Source organism: Agrococcus sp. UYP10, from assembly GCF_040547205.1.
Lineage (GTDB): Bacteria > Actinomycetota > Actinomycetes > Actinomycetales > Microbacteriaceae > Agrococcus > Agrococcus jenensis.
In genome coordinates this window covers 1-24,425 of the sequence record NZ_JBEPPG010000001.1, presented here as the reverse complement: position 1 = coordinate 24,425, position 24,425 = coordinate 1, and the positions used below count along the sequence as shown (strand labels likewise).

The 24,425-nt window shown below is 72.9% G+C and carries 26 protein-coding genes; 24 read left to right on the top strand and 2 right to left on the bottom strand.

Features of this window, described 5'->3' with window-relative positions; all coding sequences use genetic code 11:
* The first annotated feature begins 15 nt into the window (after nucleotides 1-15).
* Nucleotides 16-1,554, top strand: a complete 1,539-nt coding sequence (gene hflX, locus ABIB37_RS00130) for a GTPase HflX (protein WP_354255162.1) — start codon at nucleotides 16-18, stop codon at nucleotides 1,552-1,554.
* Nucleotides 1,555-1,557: 3 nt separating this feature from the next.
* Here hflX and lexA read toward each other — a convergent pair whose 3' ends face one another.
* The gene (gene lexA / locus ABIB37_RS00125) at nucleotides 1,558-2,181 is read right to left on the bottom strand and encodes a transcriptional repressor LexA (protein WP_354255159.1); all 624 of its coding nucleotides are present in this window, start codon (nucleotides 2,179-2,181) and stop codon (nucleotides 1,558-1,560) included.
* Nucleotides 2,182-2,402: 221 nt separating this feature from the next.
* Between lexA and ABIB37_RS00120 the strand changes: the two genes are divergently transcribed.
* Genes ABIB37_RS00120 through ABIB37_RS00095 form a run of 6 tightly spaced genes read left to right on the top strand, consistent with a single transcriptional unit; the run spans nucleotide 2,403 to nucleotide 6,732 of the window.
* Nucleotides 2,403-2,765: a hypothetical protein gene (locus ABIB37_RS00120; protein ID WP_354255157.1), complete on the top strand. Its 363-nt coding sequence runs from the start codon at nucleotides 2,403-2,405 to the stop codon at nucleotides 2,763-2,765.
* Nucleotides 2,766-2,814: 49 nt separating this feature from the next.
* Nucleotides 2,815-3,894, top strand: coding sequence for a histidinol-phosphate transaminase (locus tag ABIB37_RS00115; RefSeq protein WP_354255155.1), 1,080 nt, complete (start codon nucleotides 2,815-2,817; stop codon nucleotides 3,892-3,894).
* A 9-nt stretch (nucleotides 3,895-3,903) separates the two neighbouring features.
* Nucleotides 3,904-4,503, top strand: coding sequence for an imidazoleglycerol-phosphate dehydratase HisB (hisB, locus tag ABIB37_RS00110; RefSeq protein WP_354255152.1), 600 nt, complete (start codon nucleotides 3,904-3,906; stop codon nucleotides 4,501-4,503).
* Nucleotides 4,503-5,138, top strand: a complete 636-nt coding sequence (hisH, locus tag ABIB37_RS00105) for an imidazole glycerol phosphate synthase subunit HisH (RefSeq protein WP_354255150.1) — start codon at nucleotides 4,503-4,505, stop codon at nucleotides 5,136-5,138. The genes hisB and hisH overlap by 1 nt, the downstream gene beginning before the upstream one ends.
* Before the next feature lie 30 nt (nucleotides 5,139-5,168).
* A complete protein-coding gene (gene priA, locus ABIB37_RS00100) occupies nucleotides 5,169-5,918 on the top strand; it encodes a bifunctional 1-(5-phosphoribosyl)-5-((5-phosphoribosylamino)methylideneamino)imidazole-4-carboxamide isomerase/phosphoribosylanthranilate isomerase PriA (protein ID WP_354255147.1) in 750 nt (249 codons plus the stop codon).
* A complete protein-coding gene (locus ABIB37_RS00095; protein WP_354255144.1) occupies nucleotides 5,911-6,732 on the top strand; it encodes an SseB family protein in 822 nt (273 codons plus the stop codon). The genes priA and ABIB37_RS00095 overlap by 8 nt, the downstream gene beginning before the upstream one ends.
* Here the strand turns inward: ABIB37_RS00095 and ABIB37_RS00090 are convergent.
* A complete protein-coding gene (locus ABIB37_RS00090) occupies nucleotides 6,729-7,085 on the bottom strand; it encodes a DUF1844 domain-containing protein (RefSeq protein WP_245989841.1) in 357 nt (118 codons plus the stop codon). The two genes, ABIB37_RS00095 and ABIB37_RS00090, sit on opposite strands and share 4 nt — an antisense overlap.
* A gap of 158 nt (nucleotides 7,086-7,243) precedes the next feature.
* On the opposite strand from ABIB37_RS00090, the gene infC reads away from it, so the two are divergent.
* From infC to tyrS, 17 genes are all read left to right on the top strand, one after another.
* Nucleotides 7,244-8,386 carry a translation initiation factor IF-3 gene (gene infC, locus ABIB37_RS00085; protein ID WP_502914059.1) on the top strand — a complete coding sequence of 381 codons (1,143 nt, stop codon included), beginning with the start codon at nucleotides 7,244-7,246 and terminating at the stop codon, nucleotides 8,384-8,386.
* Nucleotides 8,387-8,396: 10 nt separating this feature from the next.
* On the top strand, nucleotides 8,397-8,591 hold the full coding sequence (rpmI, locus tag ABIB37_RS00080; RefSeq protein WP_123697539.1) for a 50S ribosomal protein L35: 195 nt from the start codon (nucleotides 8,397-8,399) through the stop codon (nucleotides 8,589-8,591).
* A 34-nt stretch (nucleotides 8,592-8,625) separates the two neighbouring features.
* Nucleotides 8,626-9,012 (top strand): 50S ribosomal protein L20, encoded by a 387-nt coding sequence (gene rplT / locus ABIB37_RS00075; RefSeq protein ID WP_123697540.1) that lies wholly within the window; start codon nucleotides 8,626-8,628, stop codon nucleotides 9,010-9,012.
* A gap of 1 nt (nucleotide 9,013) precedes the next feature.
* Complete coding sequence (locus ABIB37_RS00070) at nucleotides 9,014-9,823, top strand: TrmH family RNA methyltransferase (protein WP_354255140.1); 810 nt, start codon at nucleotides 9,014-9,016, stop codon at nucleotides 9,821-9,823.
* Between the two features lie 78 nt (nucleotides 9,824-9,901).
* Nucleotides 9,902-10,639 (top strand): amino acid ABC transporter ATP-binding protein, encoded by a 738-nt coding sequence (locus ABIB37_RS00065; RefSeq protein WP_354255137.1) that lies wholly within the window; start codon nucleotides 9,902-9,904, stop codon nucleotides 10,637-10,639.
* 38 nt (nucleotides 10,640-10,677) lie between these two features.
* Complete coding sequence (locus ABIB37_RS00060) at nucleotides 10,678-11,601, top strand: glutamate ABC transporter substrate-binding protein (RefSeq protein ID WP_123697543.1); 924 nt, start codon at nucleotides 10,678-10,680, stop codon at nucleotides 11,599-11,601.
* Nucleotides 11,602-11,664: 63 nt separating this feature from the next.
* Entirely contained in the window at nucleotides 11,665-12,312 is a 648-nt protein-coding gene (locus ABIB37_RS00055) for an amino acid ABC transporter permease (protein ID WP_354255134.1), read from the top strand.
* Complete coding sequence (locus ABIB37_RS00050; protein WP_354255131.1) at nucleotides 12,309-13,250, top strand: amino acid ABC transporter permease; 942 nt, start codon at nucleotides 12,309-12,311, stop codon at nucleotides 13,248-13,250. The genes ABIB37_RS00055 and ABIB37_RS00050 overlap by 4 nt, the downstream gene beginning before the upstream one ends.
* A 27-nt stretch (nucleotides 13,251-13,277) precedes the next feature.
* Nucleotides 13,278-14,324: a phenylalanine--tRNA ligase subunit alpha gene (gene pheS / locus ABIB37_RS00045; protein WP_354255128.1), complete on the top strand. Its 1,047-nt coding sequence runs from the start codon at nucleotides 13,278-13,280 to the stop codon at nucleotides 14,322-14,324.
* Nucleotides 14,324-16,807 carry a phenylalanine--tRNA ligase subunit beta gene (gene pheT, locus ABIB37_RS00040; RefSeq protein WP_354255126.1) on the top strand — a complete coding sequence of 828 codons (2,484 nt, stop codon included), beginning with the start codon at nucleotides 14,324-14,326 and terminating at the stop codon, nucleotides 16,805-16,807. Before pheS ends, pheT begins: the two co-directional genes overlap by 1 nt.
* Nucleotides 16,808-16,836: 29 nt before the next feature.
* On the top strand, nucleotides 16,837-17,502 hold the full coding sequence (locus tag ABIB37_RS00035; protein ID WP_354255123.1) for an SIMPL domain-containing protein: 666 nt from the start codon (nucleotides 16,837-16,839) through the stop codon (nucleotides 17,500-17,502).
* Nucleotides 17,503-17,511: 9 nt separating this feature from the next.
* A complete protein-coding gene (gene argC, locus ABIB37_RS00030) occupies nucleotides 17,512-18,558 on the top strand; it encodes an N-acetyl-gamma-glutamyl-phosphate reductase (RefSeq protein WP_123697549.1) in 1,047 nt (348 codons plus the stop codon).
* Nucleotides 18,555-19,733 (top strand): bifunctional glutamate N-acetyltransferase/amino-acid acetyltransferase ArgJ, encoded by a 1,179-nt coding sequence (gene argJ, locus ABIB37_RS00025; protein ID WP_354255120.1) that lies wholly within the window; start codon nucleotides 18,555-18,557, stop codon nucleotides 19,731-19,733. Before argC ends, argJ begins: the two co-directional genes overlap by 4 nt.
* Nucleotides 19,723-20,664 (top strand): acetylglutamate kinase, encoded by a 942-nt coding sequence (gene argB / locus ABIB37_RS00020; protein ID WP_354255117.1) that lies wholly within the window; start codon nucleotides 19,723-19,725, stop codon nucleotides 20,662-20,664. The genes argJ and argB overlap by 11 nt, the downstream gene beginning before the upstream one ends.
* Complete coding sequence (argF, locus tag ABIB37_RS00015) at nucleotides 20,661-21,590, top strand: ornithine carbamoyltransferase (protein ID WP_354255114.1); 930 nt, start codon at nucleotides 20,661-20,663, stop codon at nucleotides 21,588-21,590. The genes argB and argF overlap by 4 nt, the downstream gene beginning before the upstream one ends.
* The gene (gene argH, locus ABIB37_RS00010; protein ID WP_354255111.1) at nucleotides 21,587-23,002 is read left to right on the top strand and encodes an argininosuccinate lyase; all 1,416 of its coding nucleotides are present in this window, start codon (nucleotides 21,587-21,589) and stop codon (nucleotides 23,000-23,002) included. The genes argF and argH overlap by 4 nt, the downstream gene beginning before the upstream one ends.
* Nucleotides 23,003-23,021: 19 nt before the next feature.
* Nucleotides 23,022-24,326 (top strand): tyrosine--tRNA ligase, encoded by a 1,305-nt coding sequence (gene tyrS, locus ABIB37_RS00005; protein ID WP_354255108.1) that lies wholly within the window; start codon nucleotides 23,022-23,024, stop codon nucleotides 24,324-24,326.
* Nucleotides 24,327-24,425: the final 99 nt, after the last annotated feature.

The window sequence follows — 24,425 nt, the reverse complement described above, 5'->3', positions numbered from 1 at the left end:
AGCGAAGGACGAAGCATGGCAGCACCGCAGGACAGCGGACCCACCGGCCCCGGGCGCGCGACGGAGCGCATCCTGGCCTGGGCCACGTCGGAGGACGACGTGCTCGGCGAGCGCGCGCAAGCGCTGCAGGACGACGGCACCGCGACCGACGCGGCGTTCGGCGACGACGTCGACGGCGCGCAGCTCGAGCGCGCCGATCGCGCGGCGCTCCGACGCGTCGACGGCCTGCGCACCGAGCTCGAGGACGTCACCGAGGTCGAGTACCGCCAGCTGCGGCTCGAGAACGTCGTGCTCGTCGGCGTCTACTCGGGTGGCGCGAGCGGCGCGGAGGACGCCGAGAACTCGCTGCGCGAGCTCGCCGCGCTCGCCGAGACCGCCGGTGCGCGCGTGCTCGACGGCATGCTGCAGCGCCGCCCCAACCCCGACCCCGCGACCTACGTCGGCCGCGGCAAGGCGGAGGAGCTCGCGGCCATCGTCAAGGAGCTCGGCGCCGACACCGTGATCGCCGACAGCGAGCTCTCGCCGAGCCAGCGTCGCGCGCTCGAGGACCAGGTGAAGGTCAAGGTGATCGACCGCACCGCGGTGATCCTCGACATCTTCAGCCAGCACGCGACGAGCCGCGAGGGCAAGGCGCAGGTCGAGCTCGCGCAGCTCGAGTACCTGCTCCCGCGCCTCCGCGGCTGGGGCGAGTCGATGTCGCGCCAGGCCGGTGGCCAGGTCGGCGGCCAGGGCGCCGGCATGGGCTCCCGCGGTCCGGGTGAGACGAAGATCGAGCTCGACCGCCGCCGCATCCACACCCGCATGGCGCGGCTGCGGAAGCAGATCAAGGGCTTCGGGCCCGCGCGGCAGGCGAAGCGCGCCAACCGCGACCGCTTCGAGGTGCCGGGCGTCGCCATCGTGGGCTACACGAACGCCGGCAAGTCGAGCCTGCTCAACCGCATCACCGGCGCGGGCGTGCTGGTCGAGAACGCGCTGTTCGCGACCCTCGACGCGACGGTGCGGCGCTCGAGCACGCCCGACGGCCGCGAGTTCACGATCGCCGACACGGTCGGCTTCGTGCGCAACCTGCCGCACCAGCTCGTGGAGGCGTTCCGCTCGACGTTCGAGGAGGTGGCGGAGTCGGACGTCGTCGTGCACGTCGTCGACGCGAGCCACCCCGACCCGGCGGCGCAGATCGCCACGGTGCGCGACGTGCTGGGCGAGACGGGCGCGCGCTCGATCCCAGAGGTCGTCGTGTTCAACAAGGCCGACCTCATCAGCGACGACGAGCGGCTCGTGCTGCGCGGGCTCCAGCCGGACGCCGTGTTCGCCTCGGCGCGGACGGGCGAGGGCGTCGACGCGATCCTCGCGAGGATCGCCGAGCTGCTGCCGCGGCCGGAGGTCGCGGTGTCGCTGCTCGTGCCGTTCGACCGTGGCGACATCATCGCGATGCTCCACGACCGCTTCGAGGTGCTGCGCGAGGCCTACGAGGAGGCGGGCACGCGCGTCGACGCGAAGGTGACCGAGGCTGCGCTCGCGCAGCTGGCGGAGTTCCGGGTCGAGCCGGCCGCCTGACGCCTAGACGGCGCGCAGGACGGCGACGACGCGCCCCAGCACGTCGGACTCGTCGCCGAGGATCGGCTCGAACGCCGAGTTGCGGGGCAGCAGCCACGTGTGGCCGTCGCGCTGCTTGAACACCTTCACGGTCGCCTCGCCGTCGAGCATCGCGGCGACGATGTCGCCGTTGTCGGCCGTCTGCTGCTGCCGCACGACGACCCAGTCGCCGTCGCAGATCGCGGCGTCGATCATCGAGTCGCCGACGACCTTGAGCATGAAGAGGTCGCCGGTGCCGACGAGCTGCTTCGGCAGCGGGAACACGTCCTCGACCTGCTGCTCCGCCGTGATCGGGATGCCGGCGGCGATGCGGCCGACGAGCGGCACGAACGTGGCCTGGTCGACGCTGCCGGCGGTCTCGTCGAGCTCGTCGTCGACGAGCACCTCGATGGTGCGGGGGCGCGAGGGGTCGCGGCGGATGGCGCCGGCCAGCTCGAGCTGGCCGAGCTGGTGGGTGACGCTCGAGAGCGAGGACAGCCCGACGGCGTCGCCGATCTCGCGGTAGCTCGGCGGGTAGCCGCGCTGGCGGACCGCTCGCTGGATCATCTGCAGGATCGCCTGCTGCTTGTCCGTCAGCTGCCTCGCCATGCCCGCCCGCTCTCGATGTCAGTAGCCCCTGCTTGACTCCTGGTGGTTCGAAAGCGTATCCGACAGGGTGCCCGGATCAAACGGATGTTCGAGCGTGTCGTGGAGATTCTCCGCGGCAGGGCTTGACGCATCCGTGGAATCGAAGATAGGTTCGAAACAGAGATTCGCGGCCGGTGCTCCCGGCCGAGCACCGGCTGCGGATCCCACGAGAGGAGCAGGCCATGACTGCCATCGCCACCGCAAGCATCACCGGCACGCCGACCGTCCGGGTGCGCATGACGCCGCGCGGTCGCCGCGCCCTCGCGCTGCTCGTCGCCGCCCCCGTCATCGTCGCGGGCACCCTCGCGGGTGCCGGCGTCCTGGGCGGTGCGCTCGCCGGCGCCGTCGCGTCGTCCTCCACCGACACGGCCCAGTTCGAGCACATCACCGTGCTCCCGGGCCAGTCGCTCTGGCAGATCGCGCAGGTCGTCGCCCCCGAGGCCGACCCGCGCGACGTGATCGCCGAGATCGAGCTGCTCAACGGCATCGCCGGCGCGATCCAGCCCGGCGAGCAGCTGGCGATCCCCGCGCACTACTCGCGCTGAGCGCGCGGCCGCGCCCTGCGCGGCTCGCCCGCCGTCCTAGGCTGGTTCAGTGACGAGCCTCGACGACCTCCCCATCCGCGACGACCTGCGCGGGCTGACGCCGTACGGCGCTCCGCAGCTCGACGTGCCGGTGCGGCTCAACGTCAACGAGAACGCCTACCGGGTGCCGGAGGCGGTCGCGCTCGACATCGTGCAGGAGATCGCTCGCGCGCTCCCGGACGCGAACCGCTATCCGGACCGCGAGTTCGACGCGCTCCGTCGCGCCTTCGTCGACTACCTCGGGCGCGGCCTCGAGCCAGCGCAGCTGTGGGCGGGCAACGGCTCGAACGAGGTGCTGCAGCACGTGCTGCAGGCCTTCGGCGGCCCCGGCCGCTCGCTGCTCTCGTTCACGCCGACGTACTCGATGTACCCGCTGCTCGCGCAGGGCGTCGGCATGCGGTGGGTGCCGGTGCCGCGCGCCGCCGACTTCACGATCAGCCCGGACGCCGTGCGCGCGGCGATCGCCGAGCACGACCCGGACGTCGTCTTCCTCTGCTCGCCCAACAACCCCACCGGCACGGCGATCGGCCTCGACGTCGTCGAGGCGGCCGCAGAGGCCGCGCGCGGCATCGTGCTCGTCGACGAGGCGTACGCCGAGTTCGCGCACGACCGCAGCCAGACCGCGCTCTCGCTGCTCGATCGGTACCCGCGCCTGCTGGTCTCCCGCACGATGAGCAAGGCGTTCGCGTTCGCCGGCATCCGGGTCGGCTACCTCGCCGCGCACCCCGCCGTCGTCGACGCGCTCCGGCTCGTGCGGCTCCCGTACCACCTGTCGGCGATCACGCAGGCGGCGGCCGTCGCGGCGCTCCGCCACAGCGACGAGATGCTGTCGCGCGTCGACGAGCTGCGCACCCAGCGCGACCGGATCGTCGACGAGCTGGCGGCCATGGGCTTCGAGCCCTACCCGTCCGACGCCAACTTCGTGCTCGTCGGGGGCGTCGCCGACCCGCAGGCCACCTTCCGCGCCCTGCTCGACCGCGGCATCCTCGTGCGCGACGTCGGCCTGCCCCACACGCTGCGCATCACCGCCGGCACGCGGGCCGAGACGAGCGCGCTGCTGGCCGCGATGGCCGAGCTCGGCGCGGAATAGGATCGAGGCATGGCCCGCACTGCTTCCATCGAGCGCACGACGAGCGAGTCGAGCATCCGCCTCTCGCTCGACCTCGACGGCGACGGCACCTCGTCGATCTCGACGACCGTGCCGTTCTACGACCACATGCTGACGGCCTTCGCGAAGCACTCGCTCATCGACCTCACGGTCGAGGCGTCCGGCGACACCGACATCGACGCGCACCACACCGTCGAGGACACCGCGATCGCGCTCGGCCTCGCGCTCGCCGAGGCGCTCGGCGACAAGGCCGGGGTGCGGCGCTACGGCGACGCCACCGTGCCGCTCGACGAGGCGCTCGCGCGCGCCGTCGTCGACCTCTCCGGCCGCCCGTTCCTCGTGCACGGCGGCGAGCCCGCCGGGTTCGAGCTCCACCGCATCGGCGGCCACTTCACCGGCTCGCTCGTGCGGCACGTCTTCGAGGCGATCACCCTCAACGCCAGGATCACCGCGCACGTCGAGGTGCTCGCCGGCCGCGACCCCCACCACGTCGCGGAGGCCGAGTTCAAGGCCTTCGCGCGCGCGCTCCGCGTGGCGGTCGAGCACGACCCGCGCGTCACCGGGGTGCCGTCGACCAAGGGCGCGCTCTGATGGCTGCGCGTCCCCGCGTCGCCCTGCTCGACTACGGGCTCGGCAACGTGCACTCCGCCGCGAAGGCGCTCGAGGCGGCCGGCGCCGACGTGACGCTCACCGCCGACCGCAGTGCGGTCATCGAGGCCGACGGCCTCGTCGTGCCGGGCGTCGGCTCGATGGCCGCGTGCATGGCCGGCATCCAGGCGATCCGCGGCGGCGAGCTCATCGGCCGACGCCTCGCGGGCTCTCGTCCGGTGCTCGGCATCTGCGTGGGCATGCAGGTGCTCTTCTCGGCCGGCGAGGAGGGCGGCAGCCCGACCGTCGGGCTCGACGAGTGGCCCGGCACGGTCCGCCGGCTGCAGGCCGACATCCTGCCCCACATGGGGTGGGCGCAGGTCGACGCCCCCGACGACTCCACGCTCTTCGCCGGGCTCCGCGACGAGCGCTTCTACTTCGTGCACTCCTACGCGGCCACCGAGTGGAGCATCGACCCGCACCCGCGCATCCGCCAGCCGCGCGTGACGTGGGCCGAGCACGGCGAGCGATTCATCGCCGCCGTCGAGAACGGCCCCCTCGCCGCCACCCAGTTCCACCCCGAGAAGTCGGGCGACGCGGGCATCCGCCTGCTGCGGAACTGGGTCAGCGGCCTCTGAGCTCCTACCCCCGGAAGGCATCGAACCCCCATGACCGACTTCAACCAGTCGCCCAAGCTGCAGCTGCTGCCCGCCATCGACGTCGCCGACGGCAAGGCGGTGCGGCTGACGCAGGGCAAGGCCGGCACCGAGACGTCGTTCGGCAGCCCGGTCGAGGCAGCGGAGGACTGGGTGCGGCAGGGCGCCGAGTGGCTGCACCTCGTCGACCTCGACGCCGCCTTCGGCCGCGGCGACAACCGCGGCGTGATCAAGAAGGTCATCAAGGCCGTGCGCGGCCGGGTGCAGGTCGAGCTCTCGGGCGGCATCCGCGACGAGGCCTCGCTCGAGGCCGCGCTCGCCACCGGCGTGAAGCGCATCAACCTCGGCACCGCCGCCCTCGAGAACCCCGAGTGGACGGCCTCCGTGATCGCCGAGTACGGCGAGCAGATCGCGGTGGGCCTCGACGTGCGCGGCACCACGCTCGCGGCGCGGGGCTGGACGCAGGACGGCGGCGACCTGTGGGACGTGCTCGACCGGCTCGAGGCCGCCGGGTGCAGCCGCTACGTGGTCACCGACGTCACGAAGGACGGCACGCTGCAGGGTCCGAACATCGAGCTGCTGCGACAGGTGGCCGAGCGCACCGAGAAGCCGGTCGTCGCGTCCGGCGGCATCGCGAGCCTCGACGACATCGCCGCGCTCCGCGAGCTCGTGCCGCACGGCGTCGAGGGTGCCATCGTCGGCAAGGCGCTCTACGCGGGGGCGTTCACGCTCGCCGCCGCGCTCGACGTCGCGAGTGCCTGAGGCCGCGGACTCGGCCGGGCGGCCGTGGGCCGGCCGCTCGTTCGACCATCACGACACCGCCTACGCCGGCGACGACGGCTCGCCGCCCGCGGGCTACCGCGAGGCGGTGCGCGCCCTCGCCGACGGCACCGCGGGCCGGGCTGCCGTCGTTGACGCGCTGCGCGGCGAGCGCCTGCTCGTGCCGCTGCTCGCGGCGGCGGGGGAGACGGGCGTCGACGACCGCGGCAGGACCGTCGACAAGACGCAGGAGCTGTCGATCGTCACCGTGCTCGGTCCCGACGGCGAGCCGATCCTGCCGATGTTCTCGGGGGTCGACGCGATGCAGGCGTGGAACCCGCGCGCCCGCCCGGTGCCGACGAGCGTGCAGCGCGCCGCGGCTGCGGCCCTCGACGGACCTGCGCGCATCGTGGTCGATCCCGGCGGCGAGGGCGAGTTCGTGCTCGGCCGCTCGATGCTCACCGCGCTGCTGACCGACGAGCCCTGGCGCTGGGGCGTCGAGGATCCGGCCGTGCACGCCGCGGTGCTCGACGCCCTGCTCGCAGCACCCGCTGTGCAGGCGGTCGTGCTCGCGACCGGCGATCCGCGCTGCACGCTCGCGGGCGCGGAGCTCGAGGTGCATGCGCTCGTCGACGGCTCGCCCGACGCCGCCGGCCAGGTGCAGCGCGCGGCGCAGGCGCTCGGCGGCGCGGAGGTCGTGCGCGAGCGCATCGCGAGCGTCGCGGTGCGGCTGCACCGCTGGGACGGCGGCGCCGCGCGCCTGCCCCTCGTGGCGCCGGCAGCGCTCGCCGTCACGCGCGCCGAGCTCGAGCGCTAGTTGACCGGCCCGGTGAACTTCTCGCCCGGGCCCTTGCCCGGTGCGTCGGGGATCGTGCTCGCCTCGCGGAACGCGAGCTGCACCGAGCGCAGGCCGTCGCGCAGCGGTGCGGCGTGGATGCCGCCGATCTCGGCCGCGGCCGCCGTCACCAGCCCGGCGAGGGCGTTGATGAGCTTGCGCGCCTCGTCGAGGTCGAGCTGCTGCTCGGGGTCGTCCGCGAGCCCGACCTTCACCGCGGCCGCGCTCAGCAGGTGGATCGCGACGGTGTTGATCAGCTCGACCGCGGGCACCTCGGCGATGTCGCGCATCTCGGCGATGGCGTCGTCGTGGTCGTGCTGCATCGCGTCGGTCATCGCACTCTTCTCCCGAAGGTCGGTCTCTGGTAGGCTTCTGCAGGTTTCGGGCTTCGCGCCCGGAGGTGAAAGAGGAGCAATCCCACCCGCAGTCGTTCCAGGCTAACGGGTCAACGGCACCGCGACGCTTCGTCGCCAGGTGCTGAGCCGCGCAGCAGATCCGCGCGTCGGCTCCTCGTTCGCCGTGCACCAGCACACAGCACGCAAACGAGAAGGAGCCCGCGATCAGCGATCCCCGCACCAATGAGCGCATCCGCGTCCCTGAAGTCCGACTGGTCGGCCCTGCCGGCGAGCAGGTCGGCGTCGTCCGGGTCGAGGATGCCCTTCGCCTTGCCCGCGAGGCAGAGCTCGACCTCGTCGAGGTCGCGCCCGACGCCCGCCCGCCCGTCGTCAAGATCATGGACTTCGGCAAGTTCAAGTACGAGCAGGCTCAGAAGGTCAAGGAAGCACGTCGCAACCAGGCGAACACGGTCCTCAAGGAGGTCCGGTTCCGGCTCAAGATCGACGAGCACGACTACGAGACCAAGCGCAAGCGCGCCGAGGGCTTCCTCAAGGCCGGCGACAAGGTCAAGGCCATGATCCTGTTCCGCGGCCGCGAGCAGTCGCGCCCTGAGCTGGGCGTGCGCCTGCTGCAGCGCTTCGCGGAGGACATCGGCGAGTTCGGCTCGGTCGAGTCGTCGCCGACGATCGACGGACGCAACATGGTCATGATCGTCGGCCCGATGCGCTCGAAGTCCGACGCGAAGGCGGAGCTCAACGCCGCCCGCTCGGCGCAGCGCGCCGCGGACCAGGAGAAGCGTCGTGCCGAGGCCGAGCGCCAGGCGGCGCACCAGGCCGCCCTCGACGCCGAGCGTCCCGCTCGCCCGGTGCTGCCTGCCCGCAGCGCCGCGACCGGTGACTCGGAGTCGCGCTCGTCGCGTCCCTCGACCGGCACCTCGCGCCCGGCCAGCAGCTCGCGCCCCGCGAGCAGCTCGTCGTCGCGCCCGTCGAGCGCCTCGAGCTCGTCGCGCCCGTCGTCGGAGTCGTCGGACTCGCGCCCCCGCCAGACCGCGCGCACCGTGCAGCCGACCCCGGCCGGCGCACCGCGCCCGTCGACCGCGCCGCGCCCCGCGTCCGCGGCGCCCGCCGCCGCGAAGCCGGCCGGCACCCCCGCCGCCGCGCCCGCGGCACCGAAGCCCGCCGCGAAGCCCGCGGTCCCGAAGCCCGCGGCCACGCCCGCGGCGCCCTCGGCGGCCGGCAAGCCCGCAGCGCCCAAGGCCAAGCCCGCAGGTCCGCCCGCCGGCAAGCCAGCATCCGAGTAGGAGAAGAAGAATGCCCAAGCAGAAGACGCACTCCGGTGCGAAGAAGCGCTTCAAGATCACCGGCACCGGCAAGATCCGCAAGCAGCAGGCCGGCATGCGCCACAACCTCGAGGTGAAGTCGTCGGTCCAGACGCGCCGCCTCAACAAGGACAAGGTGCTCGCGCCCGCCGACGCCAAGATCATCAAGAAGCTGCTCGCCCGCTGACGCGCGCGACTGAGAGACAAGAGAGAACAGACTCATGGCACGTGTCAAGAGGGCGGTCAACGCCCACAAGAAGCGTCGCGTCATCCTCGAGCAGGCCTCCGGCTACCGGGGCCAGCGCTCGCGCCTGTACCGCAAGGCGAAGGAGCAGCTGCTCCACTCGCACGTCTACGCCTTCCGTGACCGCAAGGCCAAGAAGGGCGACTTCCGCCGCCTGTGGATCCAGCGCATCAACGCCGCGTCGCGCGCGAACGGCCTGACCTACAACCGCCTGATCCAGGGCCTCGGCCTCGCGGGCATCGAGGTCGACCGTCGCATGCTCGCCGAGCTCGCGGTGCACGAGCCCGCCACGTTCGCGACCCTCGTCGAGGCAGCGAAGGCGGCCCTGCCGGCCGACACGTCGGCGCCGAAGAACGCAGCCTGACATGCTCGACAGCCCCCGCGCGCCCCGCGTGCGAGAGGCTGCGAGACTCCAGCAGCGAGCAGCCCGGTCATCGACCGGGCTGTTCCTGTTGGAGGGCCCCGCGTCGCTCGACGAGGCGGTGCGCTGGCAGCCCGCGCAGCTCGTCGAGGTCTTCGTCACCGACGCCGCGCGCGAGCGCCACGCCGACCTGCTCGAGCGCGCCGCGCAGCACGCCACGCTGACCGCCGTCTCCGACCGCGCGCTCGCCGCGCTCGCCGACACCGTGCACCCGCAGGGCGTCGTCGCCGTCGCCCGCCAGTCGCCGGTGCGGCTCGAGGACGCGATCGAGCGCGCCGCCGCCGAGGAGCACCCGCTCGTCGCGATCCTCCACGAGGTGCGCGACCCCGGCAACCTCGGCACGATCCTGCGCGCGGCCGACGCCGCCGGCGCATCCGCCGTCATCGTGACGGCCAACTCCGTCGACCCCTACGCGCCCAAGGTCGTGCGCGCCACCACCGGGTCGCTCTTCCACGTCGACGTCGCCGTCGGCGCCTCCACGCTCGATGCCGTCGAGGCCGCTGCGGCGGCCGGGCTCTCGGTGCTCGCCGCCGACGTGACGGGGGAGGACCTCGTCGCGCTGCAGGCCGAGGGCGTGCTCGCCCGACCCACCGCGTGGCTGTTCGGCAACGAGGCGCGCGGGCTCGACGCCGCGACGCTCGCGCTCGCCGACCGCGCGGTGCGGCTGCCCGTCTACGGGCGCGCGGAGTCGCTCAACCTCGCGACGGCCGCGTCGGTCTGCCTCTACCAGAGCGCGTTCGCCCAGCGCAGCTGACGGGGCGCGTGTAACCGTTTCGTTTCGATCCGGGGATCGCGCGCTCAGCCTGGCCATAGGTCGTGCTTTGATGGCGGCATGCAGCCCCTCGTCGAGCTCGACCACGTCAACAAGCACTACGGCGAACTCCACGTGCTGAACGACATCAACGTCAGCATCCCCAAGGGCCAGGTCGTCGTCGTCATCGGGCCTTCTGGCTCCGGCAAGTCGACGTTCTGCCGCGCCATCAACCGCCTCGAGACGATCGACGACGGCGAGATCCGCATCGACGGCGTCAAGCTGCCCTCCGAGGGCAAGGGGCTCGCGCAGCTGCGGGCCGACGTCGGCATGGTCTTCCAGTCGTTCAACCTCTTCGCGCACAAGTCGATCCTCGAGAACGTGACGCTCGGCCCGATGAAGGTGCGCGGCAAGAAGCGCAAGGACGCGGAGGAGCAGGCGATGGTGCTGCTCGAGCGCGTCGGCATCGCCAACCAGGCCAACAAGATGCCCGCCCAGCTCTCCGGCGGGCAGCAGCAGCGCGTCGCGATCGCCCGCTCGCTCGCGATGGAGCCGAAGCTCATGCTCTTCGACGAGCCCACGAGCGCGCTCGACCCCGAGATGATCAACGAGGTGCTCGACGTCATGGTCGAGCTCGCCCACGGCGGCATGACGATGATCACCGTGACGCACGAGATGGGCTTCGCCCGCAAGGCTGCGGACCGCGTGCTCTTCATGGCCGACGGCAAGGTGCTCGAGGACTCGACGCCGGAGTCGTTCTTCTCGAACCCGCAGACCGAGCGGGCCCAGGACTTCCTCTCGAAGATCCTCACCCACTGACCCCTTCCCGAAGCACCACCACCCAAGGAGAAGCACCCATGCGCACCAAGCTGACGCTGGGCGTCGCCGCTGTCGCGGTCCTCGCCCTCACCGCGTGCGGCGGCCCTGCCGGCACCACGTCGTCCGAGGCCCCCGAGGAGCCCGCAGAGACGGGCGCGGCCACCGAGCACCCCTACGGCCTGGAGGTCGCCGAGGCGCCCGAGTTCGAGGCCGGCACCACCATGGCCGAGCTCGCCGAGGCCGGCTCGATCACCATCGGCACGAAGTTCGACCAGCCGCTGTTCGGCCTGGTCGGCCCGGACGGCGCCCCCGAGGGCTTCGACGTCGCGGTCGGCTCGCTCATCGCCGCCGAGCTGGGCATCCCCTTCGAGGGCATCCAGTGGGAGGAGACCGTCTCCGCGAACCGCGAGACGTTCATCGAGAACGGCACCGTCGACCTCGTCGCGGCGACCTACACGATCAACGACGCCCGCAAGGAGAAGATCGACTTCGCCGGCCCGTACTACGAGGCCGGCCAGGCGCTCATGGTGCTGGCGGGCAACCCCGAGGGCCTCACCGGTCCGGATGACGTCTCCGGCCTCCAGGTCTGCTCCGTCGAGGGCTCGACCCCGGCAGCGCGCATCGTCGACGAGTACGGCGCCGTGCTGAACGCGACCGACACCTACTCGAACTGCCTCGACCCGCTGCGCAACGGGCAGGTCGTCGCGGTCACGACCGACAACGTGATCCTGGCCGGCTTCGTCGACCAGAACGCCGGCGAGTTCGAGCTCGTCGACGGCGGCGCGACCTTCACGCAGGAGCCCTACGGCCTCGGCATCGAGAAGGGCGACGACGAGTTCCGCACGTTCATCAACGACGTGCTCGAGGAGGCCGTCGCCGACGGCACCATGGCGTCGCTCTGGGAGCAGACGGCAGGCGCCGTGCTGCCGACCCCCGAGTTCCCGGCACCCGACCGCTACTGATCGATCACCCGAGCCGGGTGCGGGAGGTCCTCCTCCCGCACCCGGCCGCCGGATGAGGGACTGATGCAAGCACTTCTCGAGAACTGGCCGCTCTGGCTGCAGGGCATGGGCGCGACACTGCTGCTGACCGGGGTCGTGACGCTCATCGGCCTGCCCATCGGCATCCTGCTGGCGGGCATGCGGGTGTCGCCCGTGGCCGCGCTGCGCGTGGTGGCGGCCGTCTGGACGGAGGTCGCGAGGAACACCCCGCTGACGCTCGTGTTCTTCTTCACCGCCTTCGTGCTCCCGAAGCTCGGCATCGTCCTCGACTTCACCCTGGGCGCGATCATCGCCCTCACCTACTACACGAGCGCCTTCTTCGCCGAGGCGGTGCGCTCGGGCATCAACTCGGTGCCGCTCGGCCAGGCGGAGGCGTCCCGATCGATCGGGCTCGGCTTCGGCCAGACCATGAGCCTCGTGATCCTGCCGCAGGCCTTCCGCAGCGTGCTGCCGCCGGTCATCAACGTCGTGATCGCGCTCGTCAAGAACACCTCGGTGGCGCTCGGCTTCTTCGTCTTCGTGCTCGTCTCGGTCGCGCAGCGCCTCTCGAACACCTACGGCGACCAGTCGCTCCAGATCTTCCTGGGGATCGCGCTGAGCTACCTCATCATCACGGTGCCGCTCGGCCAGCTGGTCGACGCCCTCGAGCGCAAGTGGAGCGTGCAGCGATGAGCGGCTCGGTCCTCTTCGACGCCCCCGGGCCCAACGCGATCAAGCGGTCGCGCATCCTCTCGATCGTCTTCGCGGTCGTCGCCGTCGCCGCGCTCGCGCTCGCCGCCTACCAGCTGTGGCTCGGCGGCGCCTTCTACCAGGACCGCTGGGACATCTTCCAGGACCCGCAGCTGTGGTTCGGCGCCCGCGGCCTCATGGTCGGCCTCGGCACCACGCTCTCGATCGCCGCCATCGCCGCCGTCGGCGCGATGGTCCTCGGCATCGTCTTCTCGATCCTGCGCAACGCCTACACGCCGTGGGTGCGGGTGCCGGTCACGATCGTGCTCGAGTTCTTCCGCGGCATGCCCGTGCTGCTGATGATGCTGTTCATCCTCATCGTCTTCTCGACCGGCGCCTACTGGGCCGTCGTCTGGGCGCTCATCGTCTACAACGGCGCGATCATCGGCGAGGCGCTCCGCGCCGGCATGAAGTCGCTGCCGAAGGGCCAGCGCGAGAGCGGCCTGGCGATCGGCCTCACGCCGCTGCGCACGACGCTCGAGATCGAGCTGCCGCAGGCGCTCCGCATCATGCTGCCGATCATCCTCGCGCAGCTCATCGTGCTGCTGAAGGACACGTCGCTCGGCTACATCGTCGGCTCGCCGGAGATCATCCGCATCGGCCGTCAGCTCGTCGACTTCTACGACCGCCAGGGCGGCCCGTACGCGCTCTCGATGTTCTTCGTGATGCTCGCGATCTTCCTCGCGATCAACCTGAGCCTGTCCGCCATCGTGCGCGCGCTGGCGAAGCGGATGGCGCGCCCGCGCCGCGGCGGACGCAACCTCGACGGCACCGCGACCCAGGCGATCCCGCTCTCGACGCAGGCCATGCGCGAGGTCACGGACCCGCAGGCGGACATCACGCGGCTGCCGGGCGCGGGCATGGGTGGCCAGGGAGGCTGACCCCTCGGCGCTCGGTAGGATCGTCGGGTGCCAACCCCCGATGCTCACGCCGACCTCGGCGCGCGCGTCGACGCCGCGGTGACCGCGGCGCTCGTCGCGATCGACGCCGCCTCGACGACCGCCGACCTGCAGGCCGCGAAGTCCGCCCACAACGGGCAGGGCAGCGAGCTCGCCTCGCTCAACGCGAGCCTGCGCGACATCGCGCCTGCCGACCGCAAGGCGGCGGGGCAGACGATCGGCGCCGGCCGCGCCCGGGTCGCCGATGCCATCGCCGCGCGCCAGGCCGAGCTCGCGCTCGTCGAGGAGGCCGCGCAGCTCGAGGCGGAGCGCGTCGACGTCACGGCGCTGCCGCGCATCCGGTCGCGCGGCGGGCGCCACCCGCTGACCATGCTCATGGACGAGATGAGCGACGTCTTCGTCGGGATGGGCTGGGAGGTCGCCGAGGGGCCGGAGCTCGAGCACGAGTGGTACAACTTCGACGCGCTCAACGTCGACCCCGACCACCCCGCGCGCAGCGAGTCCGACACCTTCTACGTGGCGCCGGCGGACCGGCACATGGTGCTGCGCACGCAGACGAGCCCCGTGCAGGTGCGCACGCTGCTCACCCGCGAGCTGCCGACGTACATCGTCGCGCCCGGCCGCGTCTACCGCACCGACGACATCGACGCCACGCACCTGCCGGTGTTCACGCAGCTCGAGGGCCTCGCCGTCGACAAGGGCATCACGATGGCGAACCTCCGCGGCACGCTCGAGCACCTCGCGCGTGCCATGTTCGGCGAGGAGGCGAAGATCCGCCTGCGCCCCAACTACTTCCCGTTCACCGAGCCCAGCGCCGAGATGGACGTGTGGCACCCAGGCATGCGCGGCGGCGCGCGCTGGGTCGAGTGGGGCGGGTGCGGCATGGTCAACCCCAACGTGCTGCGCGCCGCGGGCGTCGACCCCGACGTCTACTCCGGCTTCGCGTTCGGCATGGGCATCGAGCGCACCCTGCAGTTCCGCTACCTGCTCGACGACATGCGCGACATGATCGAGGGCGACGTCCGCTTCACGGAGCAGTTCGGGATGGTGATCTGATGCGGATCCCGCTGTCATGGCTCGGCGAGCTCGTCGAGATCCCCGCGACCGACACGGCCGACTGGCTGCACGCGACGCTCGTGCGCGTCGGCTTCGAGGAGGAGGCCGTCCACGGCGGTGAGCTCCGCGGTCCGATCGTCGTCGGCCGCGTGCTCGAGATCGTGGAGGAGCCGCAGAAGAACGGCAAGACGATCCGCTGGTGCCAGGTCGACGTCGGCGAGGCCAACGGCGGCGTGCGCGGCATCGTCTGCGGCGCGCTCAACTTCGTCGAGGGCGACCGCGTGGTCGTCACCCTGCCCGGCGCCGCGCTGCCCGGCGGGTTCGAGATCGCCGCACGCAAGACCTACGGCCACGTCTCCGACGGCATGATCGCCTCGGAGCGCGAGCTCGGCCTCGGCGACGACCACGACGGCATCATGCGCCTCGACGTGCTGGGGATCCCCGGCGAGATCGGCGACGACGCGCTCGCCATCCTCGGGCTCGACGACCAGGCCGTCGAGATCAACGTCACGCCCGATCGCGGCTACGCGCTGTCGCTGCGCGGCATCGCCCGCGAGGTGGCCTCGGCGACGGGGCAGCCCTTCCGCGACCCCGCATCCATCTATGCATCGGCGATCGAGCCCGGCACGGCATCCGGCTTCCCGGTCGAGCTGCGCGACGCGGCGCCCATCCGCGGTCGCGCCGGCTGCTCGCGCTTCGTCGCGCGCGTCGTGCGCGGCATCGACCCGAGCCGGCCGACCCCGGCCTGGCTCGCGTCCCGCCTGCGGCTCGCGGGCATCCGCTCGATCTCGCTCCCGGTCGACATCACGAACGCCGTGATGCTCGAGCTCGGCCAGCCCATCCACGGCTACGACCTCGGCAAGCTCCGCGGCGGCATCGTCGTGCGGCGCGCGGCCGAGGGGGAGCGCCTCACGACGCTCGACGGCGCGGACCGGGCGCTCTCGACCGAGGACCTGCTCATCACCGACGACCGCGGCGCGATCGGCCTCGCCGGCGTCATGGGCGGCGCCGAGACCGAGATGGACGCGTCGACGACCGACGTGCTCATCGAGGCCGCCACGTTCGACGCCGTCACGATCGGCCGCACCGCCCGTCGCCACAAGCTGTTCTCCGAGGCCTCGAAGCGCTACGAGCGCGGGGTCGACCCGGCCGTCGCCGCGGCCGCGGCCGCCCGCGTCGCCCAGCTCCTCGTCGAGCTCGCGGGCGGCACGATCGACGAGCTCGGCGCGGATGTCGGCGACGTGCCCGCGATGGCGCCCATCACCATCCCGGTCGGCTACTGGAGCACCTACACCGGTGCCGACTACACCGTCGACGAGGCGCGCGACGCGCTCGAGCGCATCGGCGCGAGCATCGACGAGGCGGCGGATGCCTGGACGGTCACGCCGCCCACGTGGCGCCGCGACCTCGTCGACCGCGAAGGCCTGGTCGAGGAGGTCGCCCGCATCGTCGGGTTCGACCGCATCCCCTCGGTGCTGCCGGTCGCGCCTCCCGGGCGCGGCTACACGCGGCCGCAGCGGCTGCGCCGCCGGGTCGCGGACGCCCTCGCCTCGACCGGGCTCACCGAGGTGCTCGTCGCGCCCTTCGTGAGCGAGCAGCAGGCCAGGCTCATCGGCGCCGAGCCCGTGCGGCTCGAGAACCCGCTCGACGGCGAGCGCCCGTGGCTGCGCACCGCGCTGCTGCCGGGCATGCTCGACACCGCGCACCGCAACCTCGGCCGCGGGCTCACCGACCTCGCGCTCTTCGAGCTCGGCCGGGTGTTCCACGCGGTCGACGGCCAGGGCACCGAGTCGCTGCCCGCGTCCACCAGCCGCCCGGAGGACGACGCGCTCGCCGAGCTCGACCGCCTGCCCGCGCAGCCCGACCACGCGGCCGTGCTGCTGGTCGGCGAGCGGGTGCGGAAGCAGCCCGGCGTCGCGGCTGCGCGCTACGGCATCGCCGACGCGGTCGAGGCGGCGGAGCGCATCGCCCGCACGCTCGGCCTCAAGCTCGAGCTTCGCCAGTCCGAGCGGCCCTGGCTGCACCCCGGCCGCACGGCGGAGCTGCTGCTCGGCGAGACCGTCGTCGGGGTCGCCGGCGAGCTGCTGCCCGCGGTCGCGGCGGCAGCGGACCTGCCGCGGGTCGTCGCCGTGGCCGAGCTCGACCTGAGCCTGCTCATCGCCCGGGCCCGCGTCAGCCTCGACACCCAGCGCATCGCGCCCGTGCCCGCGGCGACGCAGGACCTCTCGGTGGTCGTGCCCGTCGACGTGCCGGCCGGCGACGTGCGTCGCGCGGTCCGCGACGGCGCCGGTGCGCTGCTCGAGCACATCGCGCTCGTCGACGACTACCGCGGCGCGGGGCTCGGCGACGGCGAGAAGTCGCTCACGTTCGCGCTGCGGTTCCGCGCCGACGACCGCACGCTCACCGCGGCCGAGGCGTCGGAGGCGAAGCTCGCCGGCCTCGCGGTCGCGACCGAGCGGCACGGCGCGCGCCTGCGGGAGTAGCGCCAGGCGCCACGAGTAGCATGCGGCGCATGGTCGAGATCCTGGTGCGCGGCGAGGCCGTCGAGCGAGCGGCGGCCGAGCGCGCCACCGTCACCGTCCAGTCGCGGTGGCAGGCGGATGCGCCGGACGAGGCGATGGGCCGGGTCGCGACCGGGCACGCGCGGGTGGCGGCCGAGGCGAAGGCCTTTGCCGCCTCGGGCGCCGTCGAGTCGTGGCACGCCGACCGCGTGTGGGTCTCGCACCACCGGGAGTGGGTGGGGGAGGGCCAGCCGCAGCGACTCGTCTTCACCGCCTCCGCATCCGTGACCGCGACCTTCGTCGACGTCGAGGCGCTCGGCGCGTGGATCGGCGACCTCGGCGTCGAGCGGCTGCACGAGGTCGGCGGCATCGCGTGGTCGCTCGCCGAGGGCACGGAGCGCGAGCTCGCCGGCCGCGCCCGCTCGTGCGCCATCGCCGACGCCGTGGCACGGGCCGCCGACTACGCGGCCGCGGCCGGGCTCGGCACGCCGGCCATCACGAGCATCCGCGAGCCGGAGGCGACGGCGCCTCGCCCGCCGATGGCGAAGGCGCGGGGCATCGAGCTCATGGCCGCGAGCGACAGCGGCGGCGCCATCGAGCTGGCCGCTGGCGAGCTCGAGGTGCGCGCCGCCGTCGAGGTGGGCTTCGCGGCCGAAGCGGATCGGGCGGGCGACTAGCCTGGAGGCATGAGCCTCTCCGTCGCCGTCGCAGGCGCGAGCGGGTACGCGGGCGGCGAGCTGCTCCGGCTGCTCGCCCAGCACCCCGAGCTGGAGGTGCGCACCGTCACGGCGCACGCCAACGCCGGGCAGCCCCTCGTCTCCGTCCACTCCAACCTGCGCTCCCTCGCCTCGCTGACCTTCCAGGAGACGACCGCGGAGGTGCTGGCGGGGCACGACGTGGTCTTCCTCGCGCTGCCGCACGGGCACTCGGGCGGCATCGCGGCGCAGCTGCCGGAGTCGACGCTCATCGTCGACGCGGGCGCCGACCACCGGCTCCACGACGCCGCCGACTGGCAGCGCTTCTACGGCACGGAGCACGCCGGATCCTGGCCCTACGGCATGCCGGAGCTCATCCTCGCCGACGGCGGCCGGCAGCGCCGCGAGCTGCGGGCAGCGCGCCGCATCGCGGTCCCCGGCTGCAACGCCACCGCGGTCACGCTCGCGGCCGCGCCCGGCATCGCGGCGGGCCTCATCGACGCGACGGCGCTCACGTCGGTGCTCGCCGTCGGCTCCTCCGGCGCCGGCCGCGCCGCGAAGACCAACCTGCTCGCGGCCGAGCTCACCGGCTCCGCGACGCCCTACGGCGTCGGCGGCACGCACCGCCACCTGCCCGAGATCGCGCAGAACCTGCGCGCGGTCGGCGCCACCGACATCCGCCACTCCTTCACGCCGGTGCTCGTGCCGATGACGCGCGGCATCCTCGCGACCGTCACCGCACCGCTCGTCGGCGATGTGACGGCCGACGAGGTGCGCGGGGCGTGGCTGTCGGCGTACGGCGAGGAGCGCTTCATCCACATGCTCCCCGCGGGGACGTTCCCGCGCACCGCCGACGTGCTCGGCTCGAACTCGGTGCACATCGGCGTCGGCCTCGACGATGAGGCCGGCCGCGTCGTGATGATCGCCGCGATCGACAACCTCGGCAAGGGCACGGCCGGTGCGGCGATCCAGTCCGCCAACATCGCGCTCGGCTTCGACGAGCAGATGGGTCTGCCGATCGACGGGGTCGCGCCGTGAGCGTGACGGCCGCGCGCGGCTTCCGGGCGGCCGGCGTCGCCGCGGGCGTGAAGGCGTCGGGCGGCCTCGACGTGGCCCTCGTCGTGAACGACGGCCCGCTCGACGCGGCGGCCGCCGTGTTCACCTCGAACCGCGCGAAGGCGAACCCCGTGCTCTGGAGCCAGCAGGCCATCGCCGGCGGCACCGCTCGAGCGGTGATCCTCAACGCGGGCGGCGCGAACTGCTTCACGGGCGCCTTCGGCTTCCAGACGACGCACCAGACGGCCGAGAGGGTCGCCGAGCGGCTCGGCACGGCATCCGATCCCATCGGCGCGATCGACGTGCAGGTGTGCTCGACCGGCCTCATCGGCGTCGGCGACGAGGCGTTCCGCGCCGCCGTGCTGCGCGGCGTCGACCTGACCGCGGATGCGCTCGCGGACGACGACGCGGCCGGGCTCGCCGCCGCGCAGGCGATCATGACGACCGACTCCAAGCCGAAGCAGGCGGTCGTGACGACCGACGGCTTCACCGTCGGTGGCATGGCGAAGGGCGCCGGCATGCTCGCGCCGGGGCTCGCCACGATGCTCGTCGTGCTCACCACCGACTCCGAGGCCGACGCCGACATGCTCGACCGGGCGCTCCGCGCCGCCACCAGCACGACCTTCGACCGGCTCGACTCCGACGGCTGCATGTCGACGAACGACACCGTGCTGCTGCTCGCGTCGGGCGCATCCGGCTCGCGGCCCGACGAGGCGGCGCTCACCGCCGCCGTCACCGCGGTGTGCGACGACCTCGCGGCGCAGCTGCACGGCGACGCCGAGGGCGCCACCCACGACATCGCCATCGAGGTGCGCTCCGCCGCGAGCGAGCAGGAGGCGGTCGTCGTCGCCCGCTCGGTCGCGCGGTCCAACCTGTTCAAGGCGGCGATCTTCGGCAACGACCCGAACTGGGGCCGCGTGCTCGCCGCGATCGGCACGACCGACGCGTCCTTCGACCCCTACGCCGTCGACGTGCACTTCAACGGCGTGCGCGTCTGCCACGCGGGCGAGCCCGACCGGCCGCGCGAGGAGGTCGACCTCTCGCCGCGCGCGACGCACATCCTCATCGAGCTGTTCGCGGGCGACGAGACCGCGACGGTGCGCACGAACGACCTCACGCACGACTACGTCCACGAGAACTCCGCATATGCCAGCTAGGGCCGAGGCCGCGGCGCACAAGGCAGCGACGCTCATCGAGTCGCTGCCGTGGCTCGAGCGCTTCCGCGGCGCGACCATGGTCGTCAAGTACGGCGGCAACGCCATGGTGAGCGCCGAGCTGCAGCGCGCGTTCGCCGAGGACATGGTCTACCTGCGCCACGTCGGCATCCAGCCGGTGGTCGTCCACGGCGGCGGTCCGCAGATCAACGAGGCGCTCCGCATCCACGGGATCGAGAGCGAGTTCCGCGGCGGCTACCGGGTCACGAGCCGCGAGGCGATGGACGTCGTGCGGATGGTGCTCACCGGCCAGGTGGGGCGCACGCTCGTGTCGCTCATCAACGCGCACGGACCGCTCGCGGCGAGCCTGTCCGGCGAGGACGCCGGCCTCTTCACCGGCCGCCGCCGCGGTGCGGTGATCGATGGCGAGGAGGTCGACCTCGGCCAGGTGGGCGACGTCGTGGCGGTCGACCCGGCCGGCGTCCACCGGCTGCTCGACGCCGGGCTCATCCCGGTCGTCTCGTCGATCGCACCCGACGGCGACCGCCCGGGGGAGAGCCTCAACATCAACGCCGACGCCGCGGCCGCCGCGCTCGCGGCGGCGCTCGGCGCGCAGAAGCTCGTCATCCTCACCGACGTCGAGGGGCTCTACCGCGACTGGCCCGACCGCGACTCGCTCATCAGCGAGATCACCGACGACGAGCTCGAGGCGCTGCTGCCGACGCTCGAGTCGGGCATGATCCCCAAGATGCAGGCGTGCCTCACCGCGGTGCGCGCGGGCGTGCCGAAGGCCGCGATCATCGACGGCCGCTCGCCGCACTCGATCCTCACCGAGATCTTCACGAGCGCGGGCTCGGGCACCGAGGTCGTGCGCGCCGCGACCTCGAGCCCCGCATCCGCCCACGCACCCACCCAGACAGGGGACTCCGCATGACCCGCCACTTCCTCCGCGACGACGACCTGAGCCCCGCCGAGCAGCGCGAGGTGCTCGAGCGCGCGGTGCGGATGAAGCAGGACCGCTACGGCGAGCGCCCGCTCGACGGCCCCCGCTCGGTCGCCGTGATCTTCGACAAGTCGTCGACGCGCACGCGGGTGTCGTTCCACGTCGGCATCTCCGACCTCGGCGGCTCGCCGCTCATCATCTCGACCGCGTCGAGCCAGCTCGGCGGCAAGGAGACCGCGGCCGACACGGCGCGCGTGCTCGAGCGCCAGGTGGCCGCGATCGTGTGGCGAACCTACGCGCAGGCGGGGCTCGAGGAGATGGCAGCCGGGACGACCGTGCCGGTGGTGAACGCGCTCTCCGACGACTTCCACCCGTGCCAGCTGCTCGCCGACCTGCTGACGATCCAGGAGCACAAGGGCGAGCTCGCGGGCCTCACCGTCGCCTTCGTCGGCGACGGCCGGTCGAACATGGCGCAGTCCTACCTGCTCGCGTGCGCGACCGCCGGCATGCACGTGCGCGTCGGCGCGCCGGCCGAGTACGTGCCGGAGGGGGGCGTGGTCGCGGATGCGCAGCGCATCGCCGCCGAGACGGGCGGCAGCGCGACGGTCGTGACCAGCGCGACCGAGGCCGTGACCGGTGCCGACGTCGTCGTCACCGACACCTGGGTGTCGATGGGCAAGGAGGACGAGAAGGCCGAGCGCGTCGCGACCTTCGGCGGCTTCAAGGTCGACCAGGCGCTCATGGACCTCGCGTCGCCCGACGCGGTCTTCATGCACTGCCTGCCCGCCGACCGCGGCTTCGAGGTGACGGCCGACGTCATCGACGGGCCGCAGTCGATCATCTGGGACGAGGCGGAGAACCGGCTGCACGCGCAGAAGGCCCTGCTCGCCTGGCTGCTCGAGCGGAGCGACGCATGAGCGACCAGCAGGGCACGAACGAGGGATCGCTGTGGGGCGGCCGGTTCGCCTCCGGCCCCAGCCCCGAGATGGCGCGGCTGTCGAAGTCGACGCACTTCGACTGGCGGCTCGCGCAGCTCGACATCCGCGGCTCGAAGGCGCACGCCACCGCGCTGCACGCGGCGGGGCTGCTCGACGACGCGGAGCTGACCGCCATGCGGTCCGCGCTCGACGAGCTGAGCGACCGGGTCCGCAGCGGTGCGTTCTCGGCCGCTGCTTCGGACGAGGACGTGCACGGGGCCCTCGAGCGCGGCCTCATCGAGATCGCGGGGCCGGAGCTCGGCGGACGGCTGCGCGCCGGCCGCTCCCGCAACGATCAGATCGCGACGCTCGTGCGGGTGTGGATGCTCGAGGAGACCGACGAGGTGGAGCGCGGCATCCGCGCGGTGATCGAGGCGCTGCGTATGCAGGCCGACGCGCATCCGACCGCGCCGATGCCGGGCCGCACCCACCTGCAGCACGCGCAGCCGGTGCTGCTCGCGCACCACCTGCTCGCGCACGCGTGGCCGCTGCTGCGCGATCTCGAGCGGCTCGCCGACTGGCGGGTGCGCGCGAGCGAGTCGCCCTACGGCGCCGGTGCGCTCGCCGGCTCGACGCTCGGGCTCGACCCGGCCGTCGTCGCGGACGAGCTCGGGCTCGCGGCGCCGAGCCCGAACTCCATCGACGCGACGAGCGCGCGCGACGTCGTCGCGGAGCTGACCTTCGTGCTGACGATGACGGCGATCGACCTCTCGCGGCTCGCCGAGGAGGTCATCTTCTGGTCGACGCGCGACGTCGGCTTCGCGAGGCTGCATGACGGGTTCTCGACCGGCTCGTCGATCATGCCGCAGAAGAAGAACCCCGACATCGCCGAGCTCGCTCGCGGCAAGGCGGGCAGGCTCATCGGCGACCACGCCGGCCTCCTCGCGACGCTCAAGGCGCTGCCGCTCGCCTACAACCGCGACCTGCAGGAGGACAAGGAGCCCGTCTTCGACGCGGTCGACCAGCTGCAGGTGCTGCTGCCGGCGTTCGCCGGGATGGTCGCGACGCTCGACTTCGACGAGGCCAGGATGCGTGAGGGCGCGGCCGCCGGCTACGCGCTCGCGACCGACGTCGCCGAGTGGCTCGTCAAGCGGCGCGTGCCGTTCCGCGAGGCCCACGAGATATCCGGCGCCCTCGTGCGGCTGTGCGAGCAGCGCGGGATCGAGCTCGACGAGGCGAGCGACGACGAGTACCGGAGCGTGAGCGAGCACCTGACGCCGGAGGTGCGCGAGGTGCTGACCGTCGACGGCGCGATCGCGTCGCGCGACGGCATCGGCGGCACCGCTCGCAGCGCCGTCGATGCGCAGCTCGCGACCCTCGACGCGCGCCTCGCGCGCCTCGACGGCCACTGATCCCCGGTAGGTTCGAACCGTGATCGATCCCGCGCCCATCCAGCTCGACCCCGCCTTCGACAACGTGTGGGACGAGCTGCAGTACCGCGGCAGCGTGCACGTCTCGACCGACCCGGAGGCGCTGCGCACGCTGCTCGGCGGCGACCCGATCACCTTCTACTGCGGCTTCGACCCGACCGCGCCGAGCCTGCACCTCGGCAACCTCGCGCAGCTGATCGTCATGCGCCGGCTGCAGCTCGCCGGCCACCGGCCGCTCGCGCTCGTCGGCGGCTCGACCGGCCTCATCGGCGACCCGAAGCCGACGAGCGAGCGGCAGCTCAACACGCGCGAGACCGTCGCCGAGTGGGTGACGTACCTGCAGGCGCAGGTGCTGCGCTTCCTCTCGGACGAGGGGGAGAGCGCCGTGCGGCTCGTCAACAACCTCGACTGGACGGCGCCGCTGTCGACGGTCGACTTCCTCCGCGAGGTGGGCAAGCACTTCCGCGTCGGCACCATGCTCCGCAAGGACGCGGTCGCGGCGCGGATGGAGTCCGACGAGGGCATCTCCTACGCCGAGTTCAGCTACCAGGTGCTGCAGGGGATGGACTTCCTCGAGCTGCACCGGCGGTACGGCTGCCTCATGCAGACCGGCGGCAGCGACCAGTGGGGCAACCTGACGGCGGGCACGGAGCTGCTGCGGAAGGCCGAGGGCGTGCATGCGCACGCGATCGGCACGCCGCTCATCACCGACGCCGAGGGCCGCAAGTTCGGCAAGAGCGAGGGCAACGCCGTCTGGCTCGACGCCAACCTGACGACGCCGTACGCGATGTACCAGTTCTGGCTCAACCAGGACGACGCGATCGTCGTGCAGCTGCTCAAGTCGTTCACGTTCCTGCCGCAGGAGCGGATCGAGCAGCTCGCGGCCGCGACCGCAGAGGCGCCCTTCCGGCGCGAGGCGCAGCGGGTGCTCGCGATCGAGGCGACGTCGTTCATCCACGGGGCGGACGCGACGCAGCAGGCGATCGACGCATCGCAGGCCCTGTTCGGCAGCGGCGACCTCGCCGCCCTCGACCTCCCGACGCTCGCCGCCGCGGTCGGTTCGCTCGACAAGCAGGCGACCGCGACGCCGGATGCGCCGGTGCTGCAGCTGCTGCAGGAGACCGGTCTCGTCGACTCGCTCTCCGACGGCAGGCGCGCGATCGCGCAGGGCGGGGTGTCGGTGAACAACGAGCGCATCGACGACCCGGGCGCAACGCTCGACGGTCGGCTGCTGCACGGGCGGTTCGCCGTGCTGCGGCGCGGCAAGAAGACGCTCGCCGGCGTCGACGCGGGCCCCGCCGCCTGACCACCCGGGGCGACACGCCCGGGATGCGGCTGGTTTGCGGGGTGGGGGTGTGGCCCGTGTAACGTAATCCCTCGTCACCCCAAAGACGCAGAGCCGGAC